Below are 15,016 nucleotides of genomic sequence, written 5' to 3' on the forward strand. Positions count from 1 at the left end.
TCGTACCGAGCAGGGAGGACTTCATGAGCGACACGCTGCGGCTGGACACGGCGCTGGAGCAGGGCGTGTTCATCCTCCGGCCCAGCGGTGAGCTCACCTGGCAGACCGCGAGCACCCTGCGAGCCTGGCTGGAGGGCTACGCGCCCGCCCCGGCCCCGATCACGGTGATCGACCTGTCGGCGATCACCTTCCTCGACTCGACCGGCATCTCCGCCCTGCTCGGAATCCACACCCTGCTCGGCGGCGCCGGAGCCGGTCTCGCGTATGCCGAGCCTCCCCCGATGTGCGCCAGGCTGCTGCACATCACCGGCCTCGCCAGATACCTGCCGGTGTACGACACCGTCCAGTCCGCCCGCCTGGCGGCCGGGACGAGAGCGCCGTTCGCCGGCGAGCACCCCGCGTAGGACGGGTGAGCGCCGCCCCTTCACCGACCGAGTCATGGAGTTTCGCGTGCCGATCCTAGGTCGTCGTCCCCGCCCGTCCACGGAGCCCGAGCAGGAGCCCGGCCGCGTTCCGCGATCGGGCACGGTGCTCAAGCGGGTCGTGGTGGGGCTGCTCGCGCTGGCCGGCCTGGCGGTGTTCGGGGCGGTGCTGGTGAAGCTCACGCTGACCCCCGTGCCCGAGGCCGCGGGCGACGCCATCGGCAACGTCGAGCCAGGGGCGAGCCTGCGGTTCTATCTGGACCGGCCCAGCGTCAAGGCGGCGCTGGTCCAGGTCGGCGGCAATCTGGCGTTGATGATGCCGCTGGGCGTGATCTTGCCGGTGCTGTCGAGACGCCTGCGCGGACCCATCCGCCTCGCTCTGGTCGTGGGCCTGTTCTCGCTGTCGATCGAGGTGGCCCAGGGCGCGTTCGTGGTCGGCAGGGCCTTCGACGCCGACGACGTCCTTCTCAACGCCGCCGGCGCGGTGCTGGCCTACCTGCTCGTCGGGCGCAGGCTGGCCCTGTGGCTGCGGCCCTCGTCTCAGCCGTCCGCCGCGTGAGGCTCTCCTGTGGGAAGGCGGATGCCGAGCAGGAGCGTGTCGTCGGCGTGCAGGATGACGCTGTGCAGGTCGGCCACGATCGCCGCGATCAGCTCGGGCAGCGGGAGATGGGCGTGACGCTGCGCCGAGCTCATCAGCAGCCGCTCGCCCTCGTCGAGGTCGCGCCGGCTCTCGGTCAGCCCGTCGGTGTAGAGGAGCAGCAGGTCGCCGGGGGCGAGCCGGTCATGGAGGACGGCGTCGCTGCCGGGGAAGGGGAAGCCGACGCCGCTGCCCCAGGCCTCCAGGTAGCGGGCCGTGCCGTCGGCGCGCACCAGCAGCGGAAAGGGGTGGCCGCCGTTGGCCAGCCGCAACTCCCCTGTGCGGGTGTCGAGGCGGGCCAGCTGGAGGGTGGCCATCAGCCCGCGGAAGGTGGGCACGAGCGTGTCGGCCGTGCGCGCCACGATCGACTCCAGCGGGTGGCGCTCCAGAACCAGCGTCCGTACGGCATGCGTGACGTTGAGCGCGCTGCGGGTGCTCTCCACGCCGTGGCCGATGGCATCCACCACCGTGATCTGCAGCGTGCCGTCGGGCAGGGTGAACCAGTCGTAGAGATCGCCGCCCGTGGGCGCGTCGTCGCCCGCGGGGACGTAGTGCACCGCCAGCTCGACCCCCTCCACGAGCGGGGGCGGCGGGCGCAGCGCGGCCTCCAGCTCGCGGAAGATCAGGTTGTGCGCGAGGCGGAGCCGTTCGTCGCGCTCCTCCAGCTCCACGTACAGGGCGACGAGGCCGCGATCGGTCTCGGCGAGCTCGCTCCTCATCTCGTCCTGCTGGGTGCTCAGCGCGTCGACCCTGGAGAGAGCGAGCGCGAGCTCCTCCTCCACGGCCTCCTCGACGACGACGGTGTCGGAGGGGTCGTCGAGCGGGAGTGGCGAAGGCAGCCCGATGCGCCACACGACGCCGGCCTCCCGCCCTGGCTCGCACGGCAGGGGCAGCGTGGCGCCGGGCCAAGGGGCGGACAGCTCGACGGCGAGGAAGCGGAGGTGGGCGCCGCCGTACTCGATGCCGGCGCGAACGTTCAGGGGCCGCCCCGCGGCCAGTCGCGGGCGGGCGACCTCGACGGCCGAGAGCACCAGGCGGGCACGGGTCTCCACCGGCAGGCCGTACCTGCAGGCGAGCCGCCGCAGGTCGCGGCGGAGGATGGCCAGGGACGTGACAGTGGTGATCACGCCTGGATCCAGCGGACCACCGTGGCGGTGCTGCCCTCGCCGGGGACGGCGGTGAATTCGAAGTCGTCCACGAGCCTGCGGACGCCGCCCAGTTCGTGACCCGGGCCCGGCTCGTCACTCATGAGGGCGTCGGCGGCCGAGGTTCCCTGGCCCGCGACGCTGATGCGCAGCCCTTTGCCGCCAGGCCTGCGGACCTCCTGGATGGTGACGGTTCCGCCGCCGTCGTGGATGTAGGCGTTGCGCGCCAGTTCGGTCGCGGCGGTGACGATCCTGGTCTGGTCGCTGAGAGGGAAGCCGCTGGCCATGGAGGCCGATCGAACGGCGTGCCGTGCGGCCATCAGGTCCTCTTCACCGCTCACGGCAATGGTCACCGACCCTCGCAGCTCTGGTGCGCCCGCTGTCATGCGCGCCCCCCTCGCGCTGTGGCCGTCGAGACCGTGCGCAAATGTTGTCGTGCGACAACTATAGGCCTGGATCATCGTCCGAGGCCACCGATCCGGCCGCATCGACTCGAACAAACGCCTCTGACCTGCGACGGTGTCCCGATTATTGTCCTATGGCAAGGTTTTCAGGCGGTGCGGGCAACGGAGTCGGAGGTCCCCTCACGGCCGGCGGCTGCCTGGAAGGCCGTCAGCCCGGTCGTCAGCGCGGCGCGGTGGGCGGGGGACATCGTGGCGAGGATGGCCGCCAGCTCGCGTTCGCGCTGCTCGCGCAGCCTCTCGAGGAAGATCCTGCCGTGCTCGGTGAGGTGGAGCTCCACCTCGCGGCGGCGTTCGGGATTGACCCTGCGCTGCAGGAAGCCGACGGCCTGCAGCCGGTCGCACAGGCGGCTCACCGAGGGAGGCGAGGAGTCGAGCACCTCGGCCAGCGACCGCTGGTTGATGCCCTGGGTGCCCTCGACGGCGAGCAGGACCCGCAGCTGGGAGGGCGAGATCGGGCCGGTCGACAGGTCGCGGCCGAAGCCCCACAGCACCTCGAGCAGCTCGACGACCCCGGAGGCGCACAGGGCGGCCTCGGACGGCGAGGGTGAGGCGGGGCGGAGGTCCACGCCTCCACTGTGCCATCTCGGCGGAGCTGTTGTCAGCTCGGGATCGTTCCGACGCCAGGTGTCCGTATTCTCTTGTCGGGAGCGCGCAGCGGTGCGTCCTCGCAGATGAAGGACGTGACTAGGTGTCAGAAGGACTGTTGGCGGTGGAGCGCTCCCTGAGGGAGGCGGCTCCGCACGCCGTGGTCGAGGCGGTACGGGCCTCGCTCATGGAGCACTACGCGGTGGCATCGGTGGAGCTGCTCATGGCCGACTACGGGCTCAGCGTGCTGCAACCGGTGCTGGCCGTGCCGTACACCGCGGTGCCCGTCGGGGTGCACACCGGCACTGCGGGACGGGCCTTCGGCGCGCAGGAGGCGGTCTCCGAATCCGTAGGAAGCGGGCTGACGTGCGTGTACCTGCCCGTGAGCGTGCGCGGCGACCGGCTCGGCGTGCTGACCGTGACCTTCCCCGACGAGCGCTGCACGCCTCAGGTGGTGGAGGAGCTGACCGAGGTCGCGACCGTGCTGGGCCGCGAGCTGGTGGTCGCCGAGCGCGACACCGACGTCTACCTCCAGGCCCGCCGTACCGAGCGGCTCACCCTGGCCGCCGAGATGCAGTGGCAGCTGCTGCCCGGCCGCTCCTGCAGCCGTCCCGAATTCGACCTCGGCGCGCAGCTGGAGCCCGCCTACGCGATCTACGGTGACAACTTCGACTGGTGCACCGGCGCGAACTCGCTGACGCTGGCCCTGACCAACGGCATGGGCGAAGGCATCGACGCCGCGCTGCTCACCAACCTGACGGTCAACGCGCTGCGCAACGCCCGCAGGGCGGGGATCTCGCTGCCCGACCAGGCCGCTCTCGCCGACCAGGCGATCTACTCCCAGCACAAGGGGCGGCTCCACGTCGAGACCGTGCTGCTGAACGTCGACCTCGACACCGGGCGCGGCCAGGTCATCGACGCGGGCTCGCCGCGGCTGCTGCGGATGCGCGGCAAGCACATCGAGAGCATCGACTTCGAACAGCAGCTCCCGCTGGGCATGTTCGACCAGACCGAGTACTTCACCGAGGAGATCACGCTCCTGCCGGGCGATCGTCTGATCTTCGTCAGCGACGGCGTGCACGCCGTACTCGCTCCCGACGGCGAGATCTACGGCCGGCAGGCGCTCCACAGGGCGATCAACGCCACCCGGATGCTTCCCGCGGCGGAGGTGCCGCCCGCGATCCTGCGGGAGATCTCCGAATGGAGCCGCACCACCATCGAGGACGACGCACTGGTCATGTGCCTCGACTGGCGGGGCCGCTGATCGCGGGCGGATGTCCGCTTTGACCCGCGCGTGTCGCTTGGGGTGCTCGGGGTAGGGCAGGCGCCGTGGGCGATGTGGTGCATGAGACGGACAAGGCCGACGGCGGCGGGCTTCTTGCCGCCGGACGGCTCGGCAAGGCGGTGGTGGCCTCGAGTGAGCTGCTCAAGGACCTTTCGCAGCTGCGGGTGATCGACGACGACGATGACGACCCCGTCCTGGTCGATCGGATCGGCAACGCCGTCGACACCTGGCGGGAGCACTACCCCTACGACACCCGCATGGATCGCGACGAGTACGCGCGGATCAAGCGGCAGCTGCAGATCGAGCTGGTGAAGCTGCAGTACTGGATCAAGGACAACGGCGTCAGGCTGGTGATCCTGTTCGAGGGGCGCGACGCCGCGGGCAAGGGCGGCACGATCAAGCGCTTCCAGGAGCATCTCAACCCGCGCGGCGCCTCCGTGGTCGCGCTGGACAAGCCGGGCTCGCGCGAGAGCGCCCAGTGGTACTTCCAGCGCTATATCGCCCACCTGCCCGCGCAGGGAGAGATGGTCTTCTTCGACCGCTCCTGGTACAACCGCGCAGGCGTCGAAAGGGTGATGGGCTTCTGCACCGCCGCCGAGTATCTGCAGTTCCTGCGGCAGGCGCCGATGCTGGAGCAGATGCTCGTCGAGGACGGCATCCATCTGATCAAGTTCTGGTTCTCGGTCTCCCGCGGCGAACAGCTGACCCGCTTCATCATCCGCGGCATCGACCCGGTCAGGCGCTGGAAGCTGTCGCCCATGGACCTGGCCTCCCGCCAGAAGTGGGACGAGTACACCGAGGCCAAGGAGGACATGTTCCTCCACACCGACACCGACCACGCCCCGTGGGTGGTCATCAAGAGCAACGACAAGAAGCGCGCGCGCATCGAAGCGATCCGCCACGTTCTGAGCCGCTTCGACTATGACGGCAAGAACCACGAGGTGGTCGGCGTGCCGGACCCGCTCATCATCCGCACGGCCGCCGACGTCCTGGAGGAGGACCGCAGCAGCCCGGACTCCCGTGATGAAGAAAATCTATAGTGGCTGAAGTAGACATTGGCTCGTCGTCGCGATAGTGTTTTTCCATCGCAAGGAACGGATCCACGAGGGCAGGCACGACACAGCAGGACGACGAGGCCTGCCGGACGAGCGTGGATACGCCGCGCCGGACGTGCAAGGGGCAAGGCAGTGGTAAGGGCCCCCGACGCGTGGACGCGGCGCCGTCGTACGGATCGAAGAGAAGAACAGAAGGGAGAGTTGAACGCCATCGGGATCGCCCGTCGCAGGCGAAGTCAGGCCGCACGGGTACCGGAGTTCCACAGTAAGGACGGTGGTCTACGGTCACACATTCGCGATCCCCGCATCACGCCCGCGCTCCGCGCGGATGATGCGGAAGAAGAAAACTCGGCCAACTGGCCGACAGATGGTGTTGAACCTCAATCGGGCCCCGGCGCATGGCGCCGGGGCCCCCGTCGGCGTGTGGGAAGGTTTTATGGATCAAGCGGTCATGGCATCGGGCGCCAGGTCCGACGACAGGTTCGATGACGAGGACTACCCCGCCTACAGCATGGGAACGGCCGCCGAGATGGTGGGTGTCACCCCTGCTTTCCTGCGTGCGCTGGGCGCCGCCAAACTGATCGAGCCGCGACGTTCCGAAGGCGGCCATCGTCGCTACTCGCGCTACCAGCTGCGCCTGGCGGCCAGGGCGCGCGAGCTGGTCGACCAGGGCACCGGCCTGGAGGCCGCGTGCCGCATCATCATTCTTGAGGACCAGCTGGCCGAGGCGTTGCGCATCAACGCCGAACTGCGCCGGTCCAGAGCGCTTCACGGCGACCGGCAGGGTCGCTGAACGGCTCACGCGCGTCGACCAGGCTGACGATCCCTGCCGGCCGCGGGATCGTCGCGGGTCACGACGTGCGCGGCCCCGGCAGGGGCGTGGCGAGGGAAACCCGCGACGCCCCAGGCCCTACGGGCGGGCGCGGAAGGCGTGCGCGTGCTCTGCCACCCACGAACGGAACGTGCGCGCCGCGACGCCGGTGACCTGCTCGACCGTGGCGGTGACCCGCGCGGGGCCGGTGGTCGCCCCGGCCTGGGCGCGCAGGACGTCGTCCACAATTTCTGGCGGCCAGCCACGATCCAGCATCTGCCGCCTGGCCTCCTGCGGAGCGGCCTCCTCCCATCGCACCGGGCGGCCGATCACCTCGCCGATGACGCGGGCCTGCTCGGACTGGGTCAGCGAGTGCGGCCCCGTCAGCTCGTGGACGGCGCCGGCGTGCCCGTCCCGCGTCAGCGCCCGCGCCGCGACGGCGGCGATGTCCCGCTCGTGCACAGGGGACACGGCGGCCCGGCCGTACGGCTCCCGCACCGCGTCCCCTCCGCGGATCTGCTCTGCCCAGCGCAGGGCGTTGGCCGCGAAGGCGTGCGGGCGCAGGAACGTCCACGCCATGCCTGAGCGTTCGATCAACTGCTCGGCCTGGCGTTCGTTGTCGCGCACCGCCGCGGACGACAGGTAGACCACCCTGCCGACGTGCCCGGCCACCTCGGCCAGCACCTGCTCCAGACCCTCCGCCGAGGCGAAGGGCCACAGCAGGAACAGCCCGTCAGCGCCCTCGGCGGCGGCGCGAACGGAGCCGGGCACGGTCAGATCGCCGCGCACGATCTCCGCGGCCGGGGGAAGGTCGGCGGGCCCCCGCGCCAGCGCGCGCACCCGCGTCCCCGCCTCCAGCAGGTGCGCCACCACCTCCCTGCCGACCGTGCCCGTCGCCCCCGTGACCAGAATGCGCTGTCCCATGGAAGATCCTCTCTCCTTGGCGTCAACAGTAGGAGGGGCCAAGAAGATGACCAATGCGCTGAAATCCGCCATTCATACGCGGTCGTCTCGTGTCGATTCTTCACGTGCGCGCCTGCGGCGGGGGCCGTGATCAGCGCCAGAGCTCGGTGGTCCGTGTTCCGGGGTGACCGCGGCCGGCCGTTCTGAGGCGCCTCGGATCGTCGGCAAGGCAGACCGCCGTCACGTCAGGGGATGCTCCAGCCACACGTTGGCCTCGACGTACACGCCGAGGTTCTGCTCGGGGGAGGCCAGCACGGGGGCGATGCCGCCCTCGACCGCGTTGGGGCCAGGCTTGAGGGCCGAGCCCGTCCACTCGTGCCACTGGTCGAGCGTTCCCGTGATCGTCATGGCGAACGGCGCCACCTTGACGAAGCGGGCGCCGAGCCGTTCGTGCGCGCGCAGCCACGGGTCCTCGGACAGGCCGTCCTCACGCCGCCTGGAGAGGTACTCCTCCATGGACAGCATGGGGTGGCGGGTCTTGCCCGTCGGGCGGTGGGACCACCAGCCTGTCCAGGCCGCTGGCCCTGGCCTGTTCGCGCAGCCCGTTCAGCGCGACGGCCGCGATGCCCGCACCCCTGCGGTCCGCGGCGACCTGGACGTCCAGCGCGCTCAGCGCGGTCGGCGCCCTGCCGTCGAGAGCGTCCTCCACCGCCCAGATGATGGCGCCGTCCCAGCCGTGGTCGGGCAGGTGCTCACGCTCGGGCGTCGGGAACGCCAGCGGCACGCTGACCGCCCTCGCCACGGGGACGTCACCGTCGAGCACCACCAGGAAGAACTCGGGCCAGCGCTCGGCCAGGCGCCTGGCCCTGGTCAGGATCGCCACGGGGTCGTGCTGCATGAACTCGCTGCCGATGTCGCCGAGGCGCAGCGCGGGCTCGAGAAGGTCCGGCCGGGCCGAGAGGTTCTGGATGTGCATGGGCTCCCGCCTTCCTCATGGGCAACGATCAGGGCGGAACCCTAGCGCGTCGTCCAGGGGGAAAGGCCGACGGCGGGGCGAGCGGGGCCACGGGATATCGGATCGCGGACGCCGGAGCCGAAGTGGTGGAATGCGGCGCTGTGACCGCGCTGAGCAACCTCGTCCGTCCCGACGTCTACCCCGGCTCCTCCCTGTTCGGCCCCGCGTGGCGGGTGGGCCTGGACATGGGGCCGAACCCGCTGTGGCTGCTGGAGGACCTGTCGGCGGACCTCGGACTGAAGCCGGGCATGCGGGTGCTCGACCTCGGCTCGGGCATGGGGGCGACCTCGGTGTTCCTGGCCCGTGAGTTCGGCGTGGAGGTCGTGGCGGCCGACCTGTGGATCGTTCCTCTCCTTCGCCCTGGTGACCGCCCGGAAGTAGCCGGGCCGCCCGGAAGTAGCCGGGGCCGCTCGGAAGTACCCGGGGGCGGCTCGGAAGGAGCCAGAGGGCCGCCCGGAAGCGGCCGGGGCCGCCTGGAAGGAGCCGGAGGGCCGCCCGCGCGCAGGGGAACCGTCAGGCGAGGAACCGTCCGGCGATGATGGTCCAGTTGTCGTCGGAGCGGTCGCTCGTCTGCGCGGTGACCCGGTCCGCGGCCGCGGTGAACGCCCGTAGACCGCGCAGCAGGGCCTTGCGGGCCTCGGGCGGCATCTCGTCCACGACCCTGGCGAGGTCGTCGCGGCGCCGGGCGCGCAACTCCTCCAGCAGGGCCTTTCCCGACGGGGTGAGGCCGATGGTCAGCTCGCGCCGGTCGTCGGGGGAGACCGAGCGGCGCACCCATCCCGTGGCCTCCAGCCGGTCGCACAGGCGGCTGGTGGAGGAGGGCAGCGCGCCCAGGGCCTCACCGAGCCTGGCCAGGTTGACCTCCTGGTGGCGTTCGATGGTCAGGAGCGCCTGCATCTGGATGGAGGAGACCTTGGTGGCCGCGGTCTGTCGGGAGGAGGCCCAGACAGCGACCAGAGCGGCGGCGGCGTTCTCGACGGCGGCGCCGGTCGCGGGATCGAGGTGACCGAGCTCACGATGGTCGTTCATACGGCGATTCCAGTTCGGGCAGGGTGCGGGGGCACCTCAGACAGCATCTCCCCTCGCGGGGGGAAGGGCTTCGACGGTCTGGTCGGCGGTCCAGTCGAGGCACACCACGACGGCGTCGTCGAAGACGTCGACGCCTTCCCTGAACGTCAGCATGCCACGAATCATTGTCCTGACGGCCTCGTCGGCCGGTTGCAGCCGGGTGGATCTGACGACGGACTCGAGGAGCGCCTCGCCGAACTGCTCCTCGGCCGAGGAGCGCGCCCCGTAGACCCCGTCGCTGATGACGACCATCCTGTCGCCGGGCTGGAGCGACACGGACTGCTCGACGTAGGTGGTGTTGCCGAACATGCCGAGGGGCAGTTGCTGGTCGAACTTGATGGTCTCGACGTCGAGTCCGCGCAGGCGGATTAGCCTGGGCGATCCCGCGTCGACGGCGAACAGCTGGCCGGTGGCGGCCTCGAAGCGCAGCAGGAGGGTCGAGACGTACTCGCGCCCGCCGTACTGCGCGTAGATCGCCTCGTCGGCGAGGCCGGCCTGCTCTTCCAGGCCCGCCCCCGACCTGCGGGCGTTGCGCAGGGCGGTGACGGCGAGCGTGGTCAGCAGCGCCGCCCGCATGCCCTCGCCCATGCCGTTGGTGATCGAGAGCCCGAGCGAGTCGGGGTCGCAACTCCAGTCGAAGTTGTCGCCGTAGACGGCGTAGGCCGGTTCGAGCTGGCCGGCGAGGCGGTAGCCCTTGCCCGTGTGGCCGTAGCCGGGCAGCAGCCCCCACTGCATCTCGGCGGCCAGCGTCATCCTGGCCATGCGGCGGGCCCGCTGGTAGCGGTCGGTGAGACGGTCCGCGCCGCGCAGGCCGTGGCCGAGGGCCTCGGCCACCTCCAGGAGCTCGCCGACGTCGTCGAGCTCGGGCGCGATGGGCAGGCGGACGCTGAGCACGCCGAAACGCTCGCCGCACGCCGTGACCGGCAGGTGGAGCGTGCTGTGAGATTCCTCCCATTGCGCCTGCTGGGAGGCGAAGGCGCGGCCCGCGTCGCTGGAGTCGATACGGATCTCGTCGTCGCCGAGAACGGGCGTGTCGAGCACGGGTCTCAGCGCGACCAGCGCGTAGTCGGCCAGCAGCAGTTCCGCGCTCTGCACGGGCGTATGAGCGACGAGCGCGTCGCGGACCACCTCCGCCAGCGCGTACGGCGCGGCCGAGTGGAGAGCCTCGTAGACGGCGCTCAGGCCATTGCTGATAGCCACGTTCTTCCTCGTCACATGGGAGGTTGTTGCCTCTAGCAAATACCGTTGAGGGAGCGAATTGTCCAATAGCGATCACCTGGACTAATCTCCTGGCCGTATATTTGCCCTATGGCAAGGATAGCGAGGGGATGGGCGACAGGGTGAGTGGAAGCCGGTCGGGAACTCGGCAGGTCGGCGACGCCGGAGAGCTCGAACTCCGACAGTTGCTTGCAGGTCTGACCGCGGTCAGGGACGGCGACTTCGGCACGCGCCTGCCCGGCGACGCCGATGGGCTGCTCGGCGAGATCGCGCAGGTCTTCAACGGCATGGTCGACCAGCTGTCGCTGTTCACCTCCGAGGTGACCCGCGTGGCCCGCGAGGTCGGCACCGACGGAAGGCTCGGCGGCCAGGCCGACGTGCCAGGCGTGTCCGGGACGTGGAAGGACCTCACCGAGTCCGTCAACGCCATGGCGGGCAACCTCACCGACCAGGTGCGCAGCATCGCCGAGGTCACCACGGCGGTGGCCAAGGGCGATCTGTCGCAGAAGATCACGGTCGACGCCCGCGGCGAGATCCTCGAGCTGAAGAACACCGTCAACACGATGGTCGACCAGCTGTCCTCCTTCGCCGACGAGGTCACCAGGGTCGCCCGCGAGGTGGGCACCGAGGGTCAGCTCGGCGGCCAGGCCGACGTCAAGGGCGTGGCAGGCACCTGGCGCGACCTCACCGACTCCGTCAACTACATGGCGGGCAACCTCACCGCCCAGGTCCGCAACATCTCGCAGGTGGCCACCGCCGTGGCGCGGGGCGACCTGTCGCAGAAGATCACCGTCTCGGCGCGCGGCGAGATCCTCGAGCTGAAGAACACCCTGAACACGATGGTCGACCAGCTGTCGTCCTTCGCCGACGAGGTGACCCGCGTGGCCCGCGAGGTGGGCACCGAGGGAAGGCTGGGCGGCCAGGCCGACGTCAAGGGCGTCTCCGGCACCTGGAAGGCGCTGACCGAGTCGGTCAACGTCATGGCCGACAACCTCACCGCCCAGGTGCGCAGTATCGCCGAGGTCACCACCGCCGTCGCCAAGGGCGACCTGTCGCAGAAGATCAGGGTCGACGCCCGCGGCGAGATCCTCGAGCTGAAGGAGACCATCAACACGATGGTCGACCAGCTCTCGGCCTTCGCCGACGAGGTGACCCGGGTGGCCCGCGAGGTCGGCACGGAGGGCCAGCTCGGCGGTCAGGCCACCGTGCGCGGCGTCTCCGGCACCTGGAAGGACCTCACCGACAACGTCAACTTCATGGCCTCCAACCTGACCAACCAGGTGCGCAGCATCGCCCAGGTGGCGACCGCGGTGGCCAAGGGCGACCTGTCGCAGAAGATCATCGTCGAGGCCAAGGGCGAGGTGGCGGCCCTCGCGCAGACCATCAACACGATGGTCGACACCCTCAGCGCCTTCGCCGACGAGGTGACCCGCGTGGCCCGCGAGGTCGGCACCGAGGGCCAGCTCGGCGGCCAGGCCCCGCGTGCCCAACGTCGCGGGGACCTGGAAGGACCTCACCGACAACGTCAACTCCATGGCCGACAACCTGACCAACCAGGTGCGCAGCATCGCCCAGGTCACCACCGCCGTGGCCAGGGGCGACCTCACCAGGAAGATCGACGTGGACGCCCGCGGCGAGATCCTGGAGCTCAAGACCACCATCAACACGATGGTCGACCAGCTGTCGTCCTTCGCCGCGGAGGTCACCAGGGTGGCCCGCGAGGTCGGCAGCGAGGGAAGGCTGGGCGGCCAGGCCGAGGTCGAGGGCGTGTCCGGCACCTGGAAGCGGCTGACGGAGAACGTCAACGAGCTCGCGGGCAACCTCACCCGCCAGGTGCGCGCCATCGCCGAGGTGACCAGCGCCGTCACCTCGGGAGACTTGACCCGCTCCATCACCGTCGACGCCTCGGGCGAGGTGGCCGAGCTCAAGGACAACATCAACTCGATGGTGAAGTCGCTGCGCGACACCACCAAGGCCAACGAGGACCAGGACTGGCTCAAGTCCAACCTGGCCCGCATGTCGGGGCTCATGCAGGGCCACCGCGACCTGGCCACGGTGGCGGAGCTGGTGATGAACGAGCTGGCGCCGCTCGTGTCGGCCCAGTTCGGCGCCTTCTTCCTGGCGGAGGAGACGTCCACGGGCACCGAGTTGCAGCTCATCAGCGCCTACGGCTTCCCCGCCGGCGACAGTGCCACCAGGTTCAGGATGGGCGAGTCGCTGGTCGGCCAGGCCGCCCGCACCCGCAGGACGATCGCCATGGACCAGATCCCGCGCGACTACGTCACGGTCTCCTCCGGCCTCGGCGAGACGGTGCCCACCTCGCTGATCCTGCTGCCGATCGTGGTGGAGGAGCAGGTGCTCGGCGTCATCGAGCTGGCCTCGCTCTCCTCCTTCACGCCCGTGCACCGCGCCTTCCTCGACCAGCTGATGGAGACGATCGGTGTCAACGTCAACACCATCGTCGCCAACGCCCGCACCGACGAGCTGCTGGTGGAGTCGCAGCGGCTGACGGCCGAGCTCCAGACCCGCTCGGAGGAGCTGCAGAACCAGCAGGAGGAGCTGCGGCGCTCCAACGCCGAGCTCGAGGAGAAGGCGGCGCTGCTCGCCTCGCAGAACCAGGACATCGAGACCAAGAACCTGGAGATCGAACAGGCCAGGCAGGAGCTCGAGGACCGCGCGCAGCAGCTGTCGCTCGCCTCGAAGTACAAGAGCGAGTTCCTGGCCAACATGAGCCACGAGCTGCGCACGCCGCTCAACTCGCTGCTCATCCTCGCCCAGCTGCTGGCCCAGAACCCCACGCGCAACCTGACCGCCAAGCAGGTCGAGTACGCCAGCGTCATCCACTCGGCGGGCTCGGACCTGCTCCAGCTCATCAACGACATCCTCGACCTGTCGAAGGTCGAGGCGGGCAAGATGGACATCAGCCCCGAGCGGGTCTCGCTGCGCCAGCTGCACGACTACGTCGAGGCCACCTTCAGGCCGATGACGACGGACAAGAGCCTCGAGTTCCGCATCACGACGGCGCCGGGCGTGCCCGACAGCCTGATCACCGACGACTCCAGGCTCCGCCAGGTGTTGCGCAACCTGCTGTCCAACGCGGTGAAGTTCACCGAGACGGGCAGCGTCGAACTGCGCATCGAACCCGCGCCGAAGGCGCAGCTGCCCTCCAGCGTCAGGCCGCACGGCCCGGCGATCGCCTTCAGGGTCATCGACACCGGCATCGGCATCGGCGAGCAGCAGCTGGAGGTGATCTTCGGCGCCTTCCAGCAGGCCGACGGCACCACCAGCCGCAAGTACGGCGGCACGGGCCTCGGTCTGTCCATCAGCCGTGAGATCGCCTACCTGCTCGGCGGCGCGATCACCGCGCAGAGCGCGCCTGGCCAGGGCAGCACCTTCACGCTGTTCCTGCCGGTCGCCAGGCCCGACTTCACCGAGCAGCCCGCTGACACGGCGCCGTTCACGGCGCACAGCGAGGCCGAGGAGCGCGGCGCAGGGCAGGAGCTGCCCGCCGTCGTCCAGCCGCCCTCACAGCAGCGCAGGCTGCTCGTGGTCGAGGGACGGCCGCGCGGCCTGCTGTCGCTGGTGGCGGAGAGCGTCCTGACGGACCTGGCCAACCGCGACGTCGGCAACTCCCACGGAGCCGTGGAGATCGTGAGCGCCGCGGGCGCGCAGGAGGCGGCCGCCACGCTGGCCGCCGACCCCTGCCACTGCATCGTCCTCGACCTCGACATGCCGGACAGGGCGGCCTTCGGCCTGCTCGATGCCATCGACGGCGACGCCGCCCTGCGCGGCGTGCCGGTCCTGGCCTACAACAACTGGCGGATGGATCCCGCGCAGGAGCAGTCGCTGCAGTCGCGCGCCGACTCCCAGCCGCTGGAACTGCTGTCCAGCCTTGACGAGCTGCGTGAGCGCATCGCCCTGCACCTGACGGCCGAGCAGCCGGGCGACGTGCTGCCGCTGGTGCGCTCGGAGAAGGAGAGCGGCGAGCCCGCCGGCCGCGGCGAGGAGGACGGCACGCTGGCCGGCCGTACCGTGCTGGTCGTCGACGACGACACCCGCAACCTGTTCGCGCTGACCAGCATCCTGGAGATCCACGGCATGCGGGTGCTGCACGCCGAGGACGGCCGCAAGGGCATCGACACGCTGGTGGCCCATCCTGAGATCGACATCGTCCTGATGGATGTGATGATGCCGGAGATGGACGGCTACGCGGCGACCTCCGCGATCAGGGCGATGCCACAGTACAAGGATCTGCCGATCATCGCCGTGACCGCCAAGGCCATGCCTGGCGACCAGGAGAAGAGCCTGGCCTCGGGGTCCAGTGACTATGTCACCAAGCCCGTCGAGACCGATCATCTCCTGCGCCTCATCCAGCGATGGATCAGCGCCTGAGCCGCCCCGACCAGCA

The 15,016-nt window shown here is 70.2% G+C and carries 14 protein-coding genes and 1 pseudogene; 7 read left to right on the top strand and 8 right to left on the bottom strand.

Going from position 1 to position 15,016, the window contains the following annotated elements:
* Window positions 1-23 precede the first annotated feature (23 nt).
* Both FHR33_RS37735 and FHR33_RS37740 read left to right on the top strand, forming a co-directional pair.
* Window positions 24-404, top strand: a complete 381-nt coding sequence (locus tag FHR33_RS37735; RefSeq protein ID WP_183658325.1) for an STAS domain-containing protein — start codon at window positions 24-26, stop codon at window positions 402-404.
* Window positions 405-450: 46 nt separating this feature from the next.
* A complete protein-coding gene (locus tag FHR33_RS37740; protein ID WP_312895897.1) occupies window positions 451-981 on the top strand; it encodes a VanZ family protein in 531 nt (176 codons plus the stop codon).
* Here FHR33_RS37740 and FHR33_RS37745 read toward each other — a convergent pair.
* The 3 genes from FHR33_RS37745 to FHR33_RS37755 form a co-directional block, all read right to left on the bottom strand.
* Complete coding sequence (locus FHR33_RS37745) at window positions 963-2,186, bottom strand: PP2C family protein-serine/threonine phosphatase (protein ID WP_183658330.1); 1,224 nt, start codon at window positions 2,184-2,186, stop codon at window positions 963-965. The two genes, FHR33_RS37740 and FHR33_RS37745, sit on opposite strands and share 19 nt — an antisense overlap.
* A complete protein-coding gene (locus tag FHR33_RS37750) occupies window positions 2,183-2,590 on the bottom strand; it encodes an ATP-binding protein (protein WP_183658332.1) in 408 nt (135 codons plus the stop codon). The genes FHR33_RS37745 and FHR33_RS37750 overlap by 4 nt, the downstream gene beginning before the upstream one ends.
* 164 nt (window positions 2,591-2,754) lie before the next feature.
* Window positions 2,755-3,234, bottom strand: a complete 480-nt coding sequence (locus FHR33_RS37755) for a MarR family winged helix-turn-helix transcriptional regulator (protein WP_183658334.1) — start codon at window positions 3,232-3,234, stop codon at window positions 2,755-2,757.
* Window positions 3,235-3,356: 122 nt separating this feature from the next.
* Between FHR33_RS37755 and FHR33_RS37760 the strand changes: the two genes are divergently transcribed.
* The 3 genes from FHR33_RS37760 to FHR33_RS37770 all read left to right on the top strand — a co-directional run bounded on the left by FHR33_RS37760 (window position 3,357) and on the right by FHR33_RS37770 (window position 6,386).
* Window positions 3,357-4,517 carry a PP2C family protein-serine/threonine phosphatase gene (locus FHR33_RS37760; protein WP_312895898.1) on the top strand — a complete coding sequence of 387 codons (1,161 nt, stop codon included), beginning with the start codon at window positions 3,357-3,359 and terminating at the stop codon, window positions 4,515-4,517.
* Between the two features lie 65 nt (window positions 4,518-4,582).
* Complete coding sequence (ppk2, locus tag FHR33_RS37765; protein ID WP_312895899.1) at window positions 4,583-5,578, top strand: polyphosphate kinase 2; 996 nt, start codon at window positions 4,583-4,585, stop codon at window positions 5,576-5,578.
* Between the two features lie 451 nt (window positions 5,579-6,029).
* The gene (locus tag FHR33_RS37770) at window positions 6,030-6,386 is read left to right on the top strand and encodes a MerR family transcriptional regulator (protein ID WP_246452306.1); all 357 of its coding nucleotides are present in this window, start codon (window positions 6,030-6,032) and stop codon (window positions 6,384-6,386) included.
* 117 nt (window positions 6,387-6,503) lie between these two features.
* Here FHR33_RS37770 and FHR33_RS37775 read toward each other — a convergent pair whose 3' ends face one another.
* The 3 genes from FHR33_RS37775 to FHR33_RS37780 form a co-directional block, all read right to left on the bottom strand.
* Complete coding sequence (locus tag FHR33_RS37775) at window positions 6,504-7,328, bottom strand: NAD(P)H-binding protein (RefSeq protein ID WP_183658336.1); 825 nt, start codon at window positions 7,326-7,328, stop codon at window positions 6,504-6,506.
* 219 nt (window positions 7,329-7,547) lie between these two features.
* Window positions 7,548-7,823, bottom strand: coding sequence for a hypothetical protein (locus tag FHR33_RS49365; protein WP_221241414.1), 276 nt, complete (start codon window positions 7,821-7,823; stop codon window positions 7,548-7,550).
* The gene (locus FHR33_RS37780) at window positions 7,795-8,283 is read right to left on the bottom strand and encodes a hypothetical protein (RefSeq protein WP_221241415.1); all 489 of its coding nucleotides are present in this window, start codon (window positions 8,281-8,283) and stop codon (window positions 7,795-7,797) included. The genes FHR33_RS49365 and FHR33_RS37780 overlap by 29 nt, the downstream gene beginning before the upstream one ends.
* Before the next feature lie 140 nt (window positions 8,284-8,423).
* Here FHR33_RS37780 and FHR33_RS49370 point away from each other — a divergent pair, with 140 nt between their 5' ends.
* Window positions 8,424-8,861, top strand: coding sequence for an SAM-dependent methyltransferase (locus tag FHR33_RS49370; protein ID WP_312895900.1), 438 nt, complete (start codon window positions 8,424-8,426; stop codon window positions 8,859-8,861).
* Here FHR33_RS49370 and FHR33_RS37790 read toward each other — a convergent pair.
* Window positions 8,836-9,351 (bottom strand): MarR family winged helix-turn-helix transcriptional regulator, encoded by a 516-nt coding sequence (locus FHR33_RS37790; protein ID WP_183658338.1) that lies wholly within the window; start codon window positions 9,349-9,351, stop codon window positions 8,836-8,838. The two genes, FHR33_RS49370 and FHR33_RS37790, sit on opposite strands and share 26 nt — an antisense overlap.
* 36 nt (window positions 9,352-9,387) lie before the next feature.
* Window positions 9,388-10,590: a PP2C family protein-serine/threonine phosphatase gene (locus FHR33_RS37795; protein WP_312895901.1), complete on the bottom strand. Its 1,203-nt coding sequence runs from the start codon at window positions 10,588-10,590 to the stop codon at window positions 9,388-9,390.
* Between the two features lie 128 nt (window positions 10,591-10,718).
* On the opposite strand from FHR33_RS37795, the pseudogene FHR33_RS37800 reads away from it, so the two are divergent.
* A pseudogene (locus tag FHR33_RS37800) lies at window positions 10,719-15,000 on the top strand (HAMP domain-containing protein).
* Window positions 15,001-15,016: the final 16 nt, after the last annotated feature.

It is taken from the genome of Nonomuraea dietziae, assembly GCF_014195505.1.
Taxonomy (GTDB): domain Bacteria; phylum Actinomycetota; class Actinomycetes; order Streptosporangiales; family Streptosporangiaceae; genus Nonomuraea; species Nonomuraea roseola.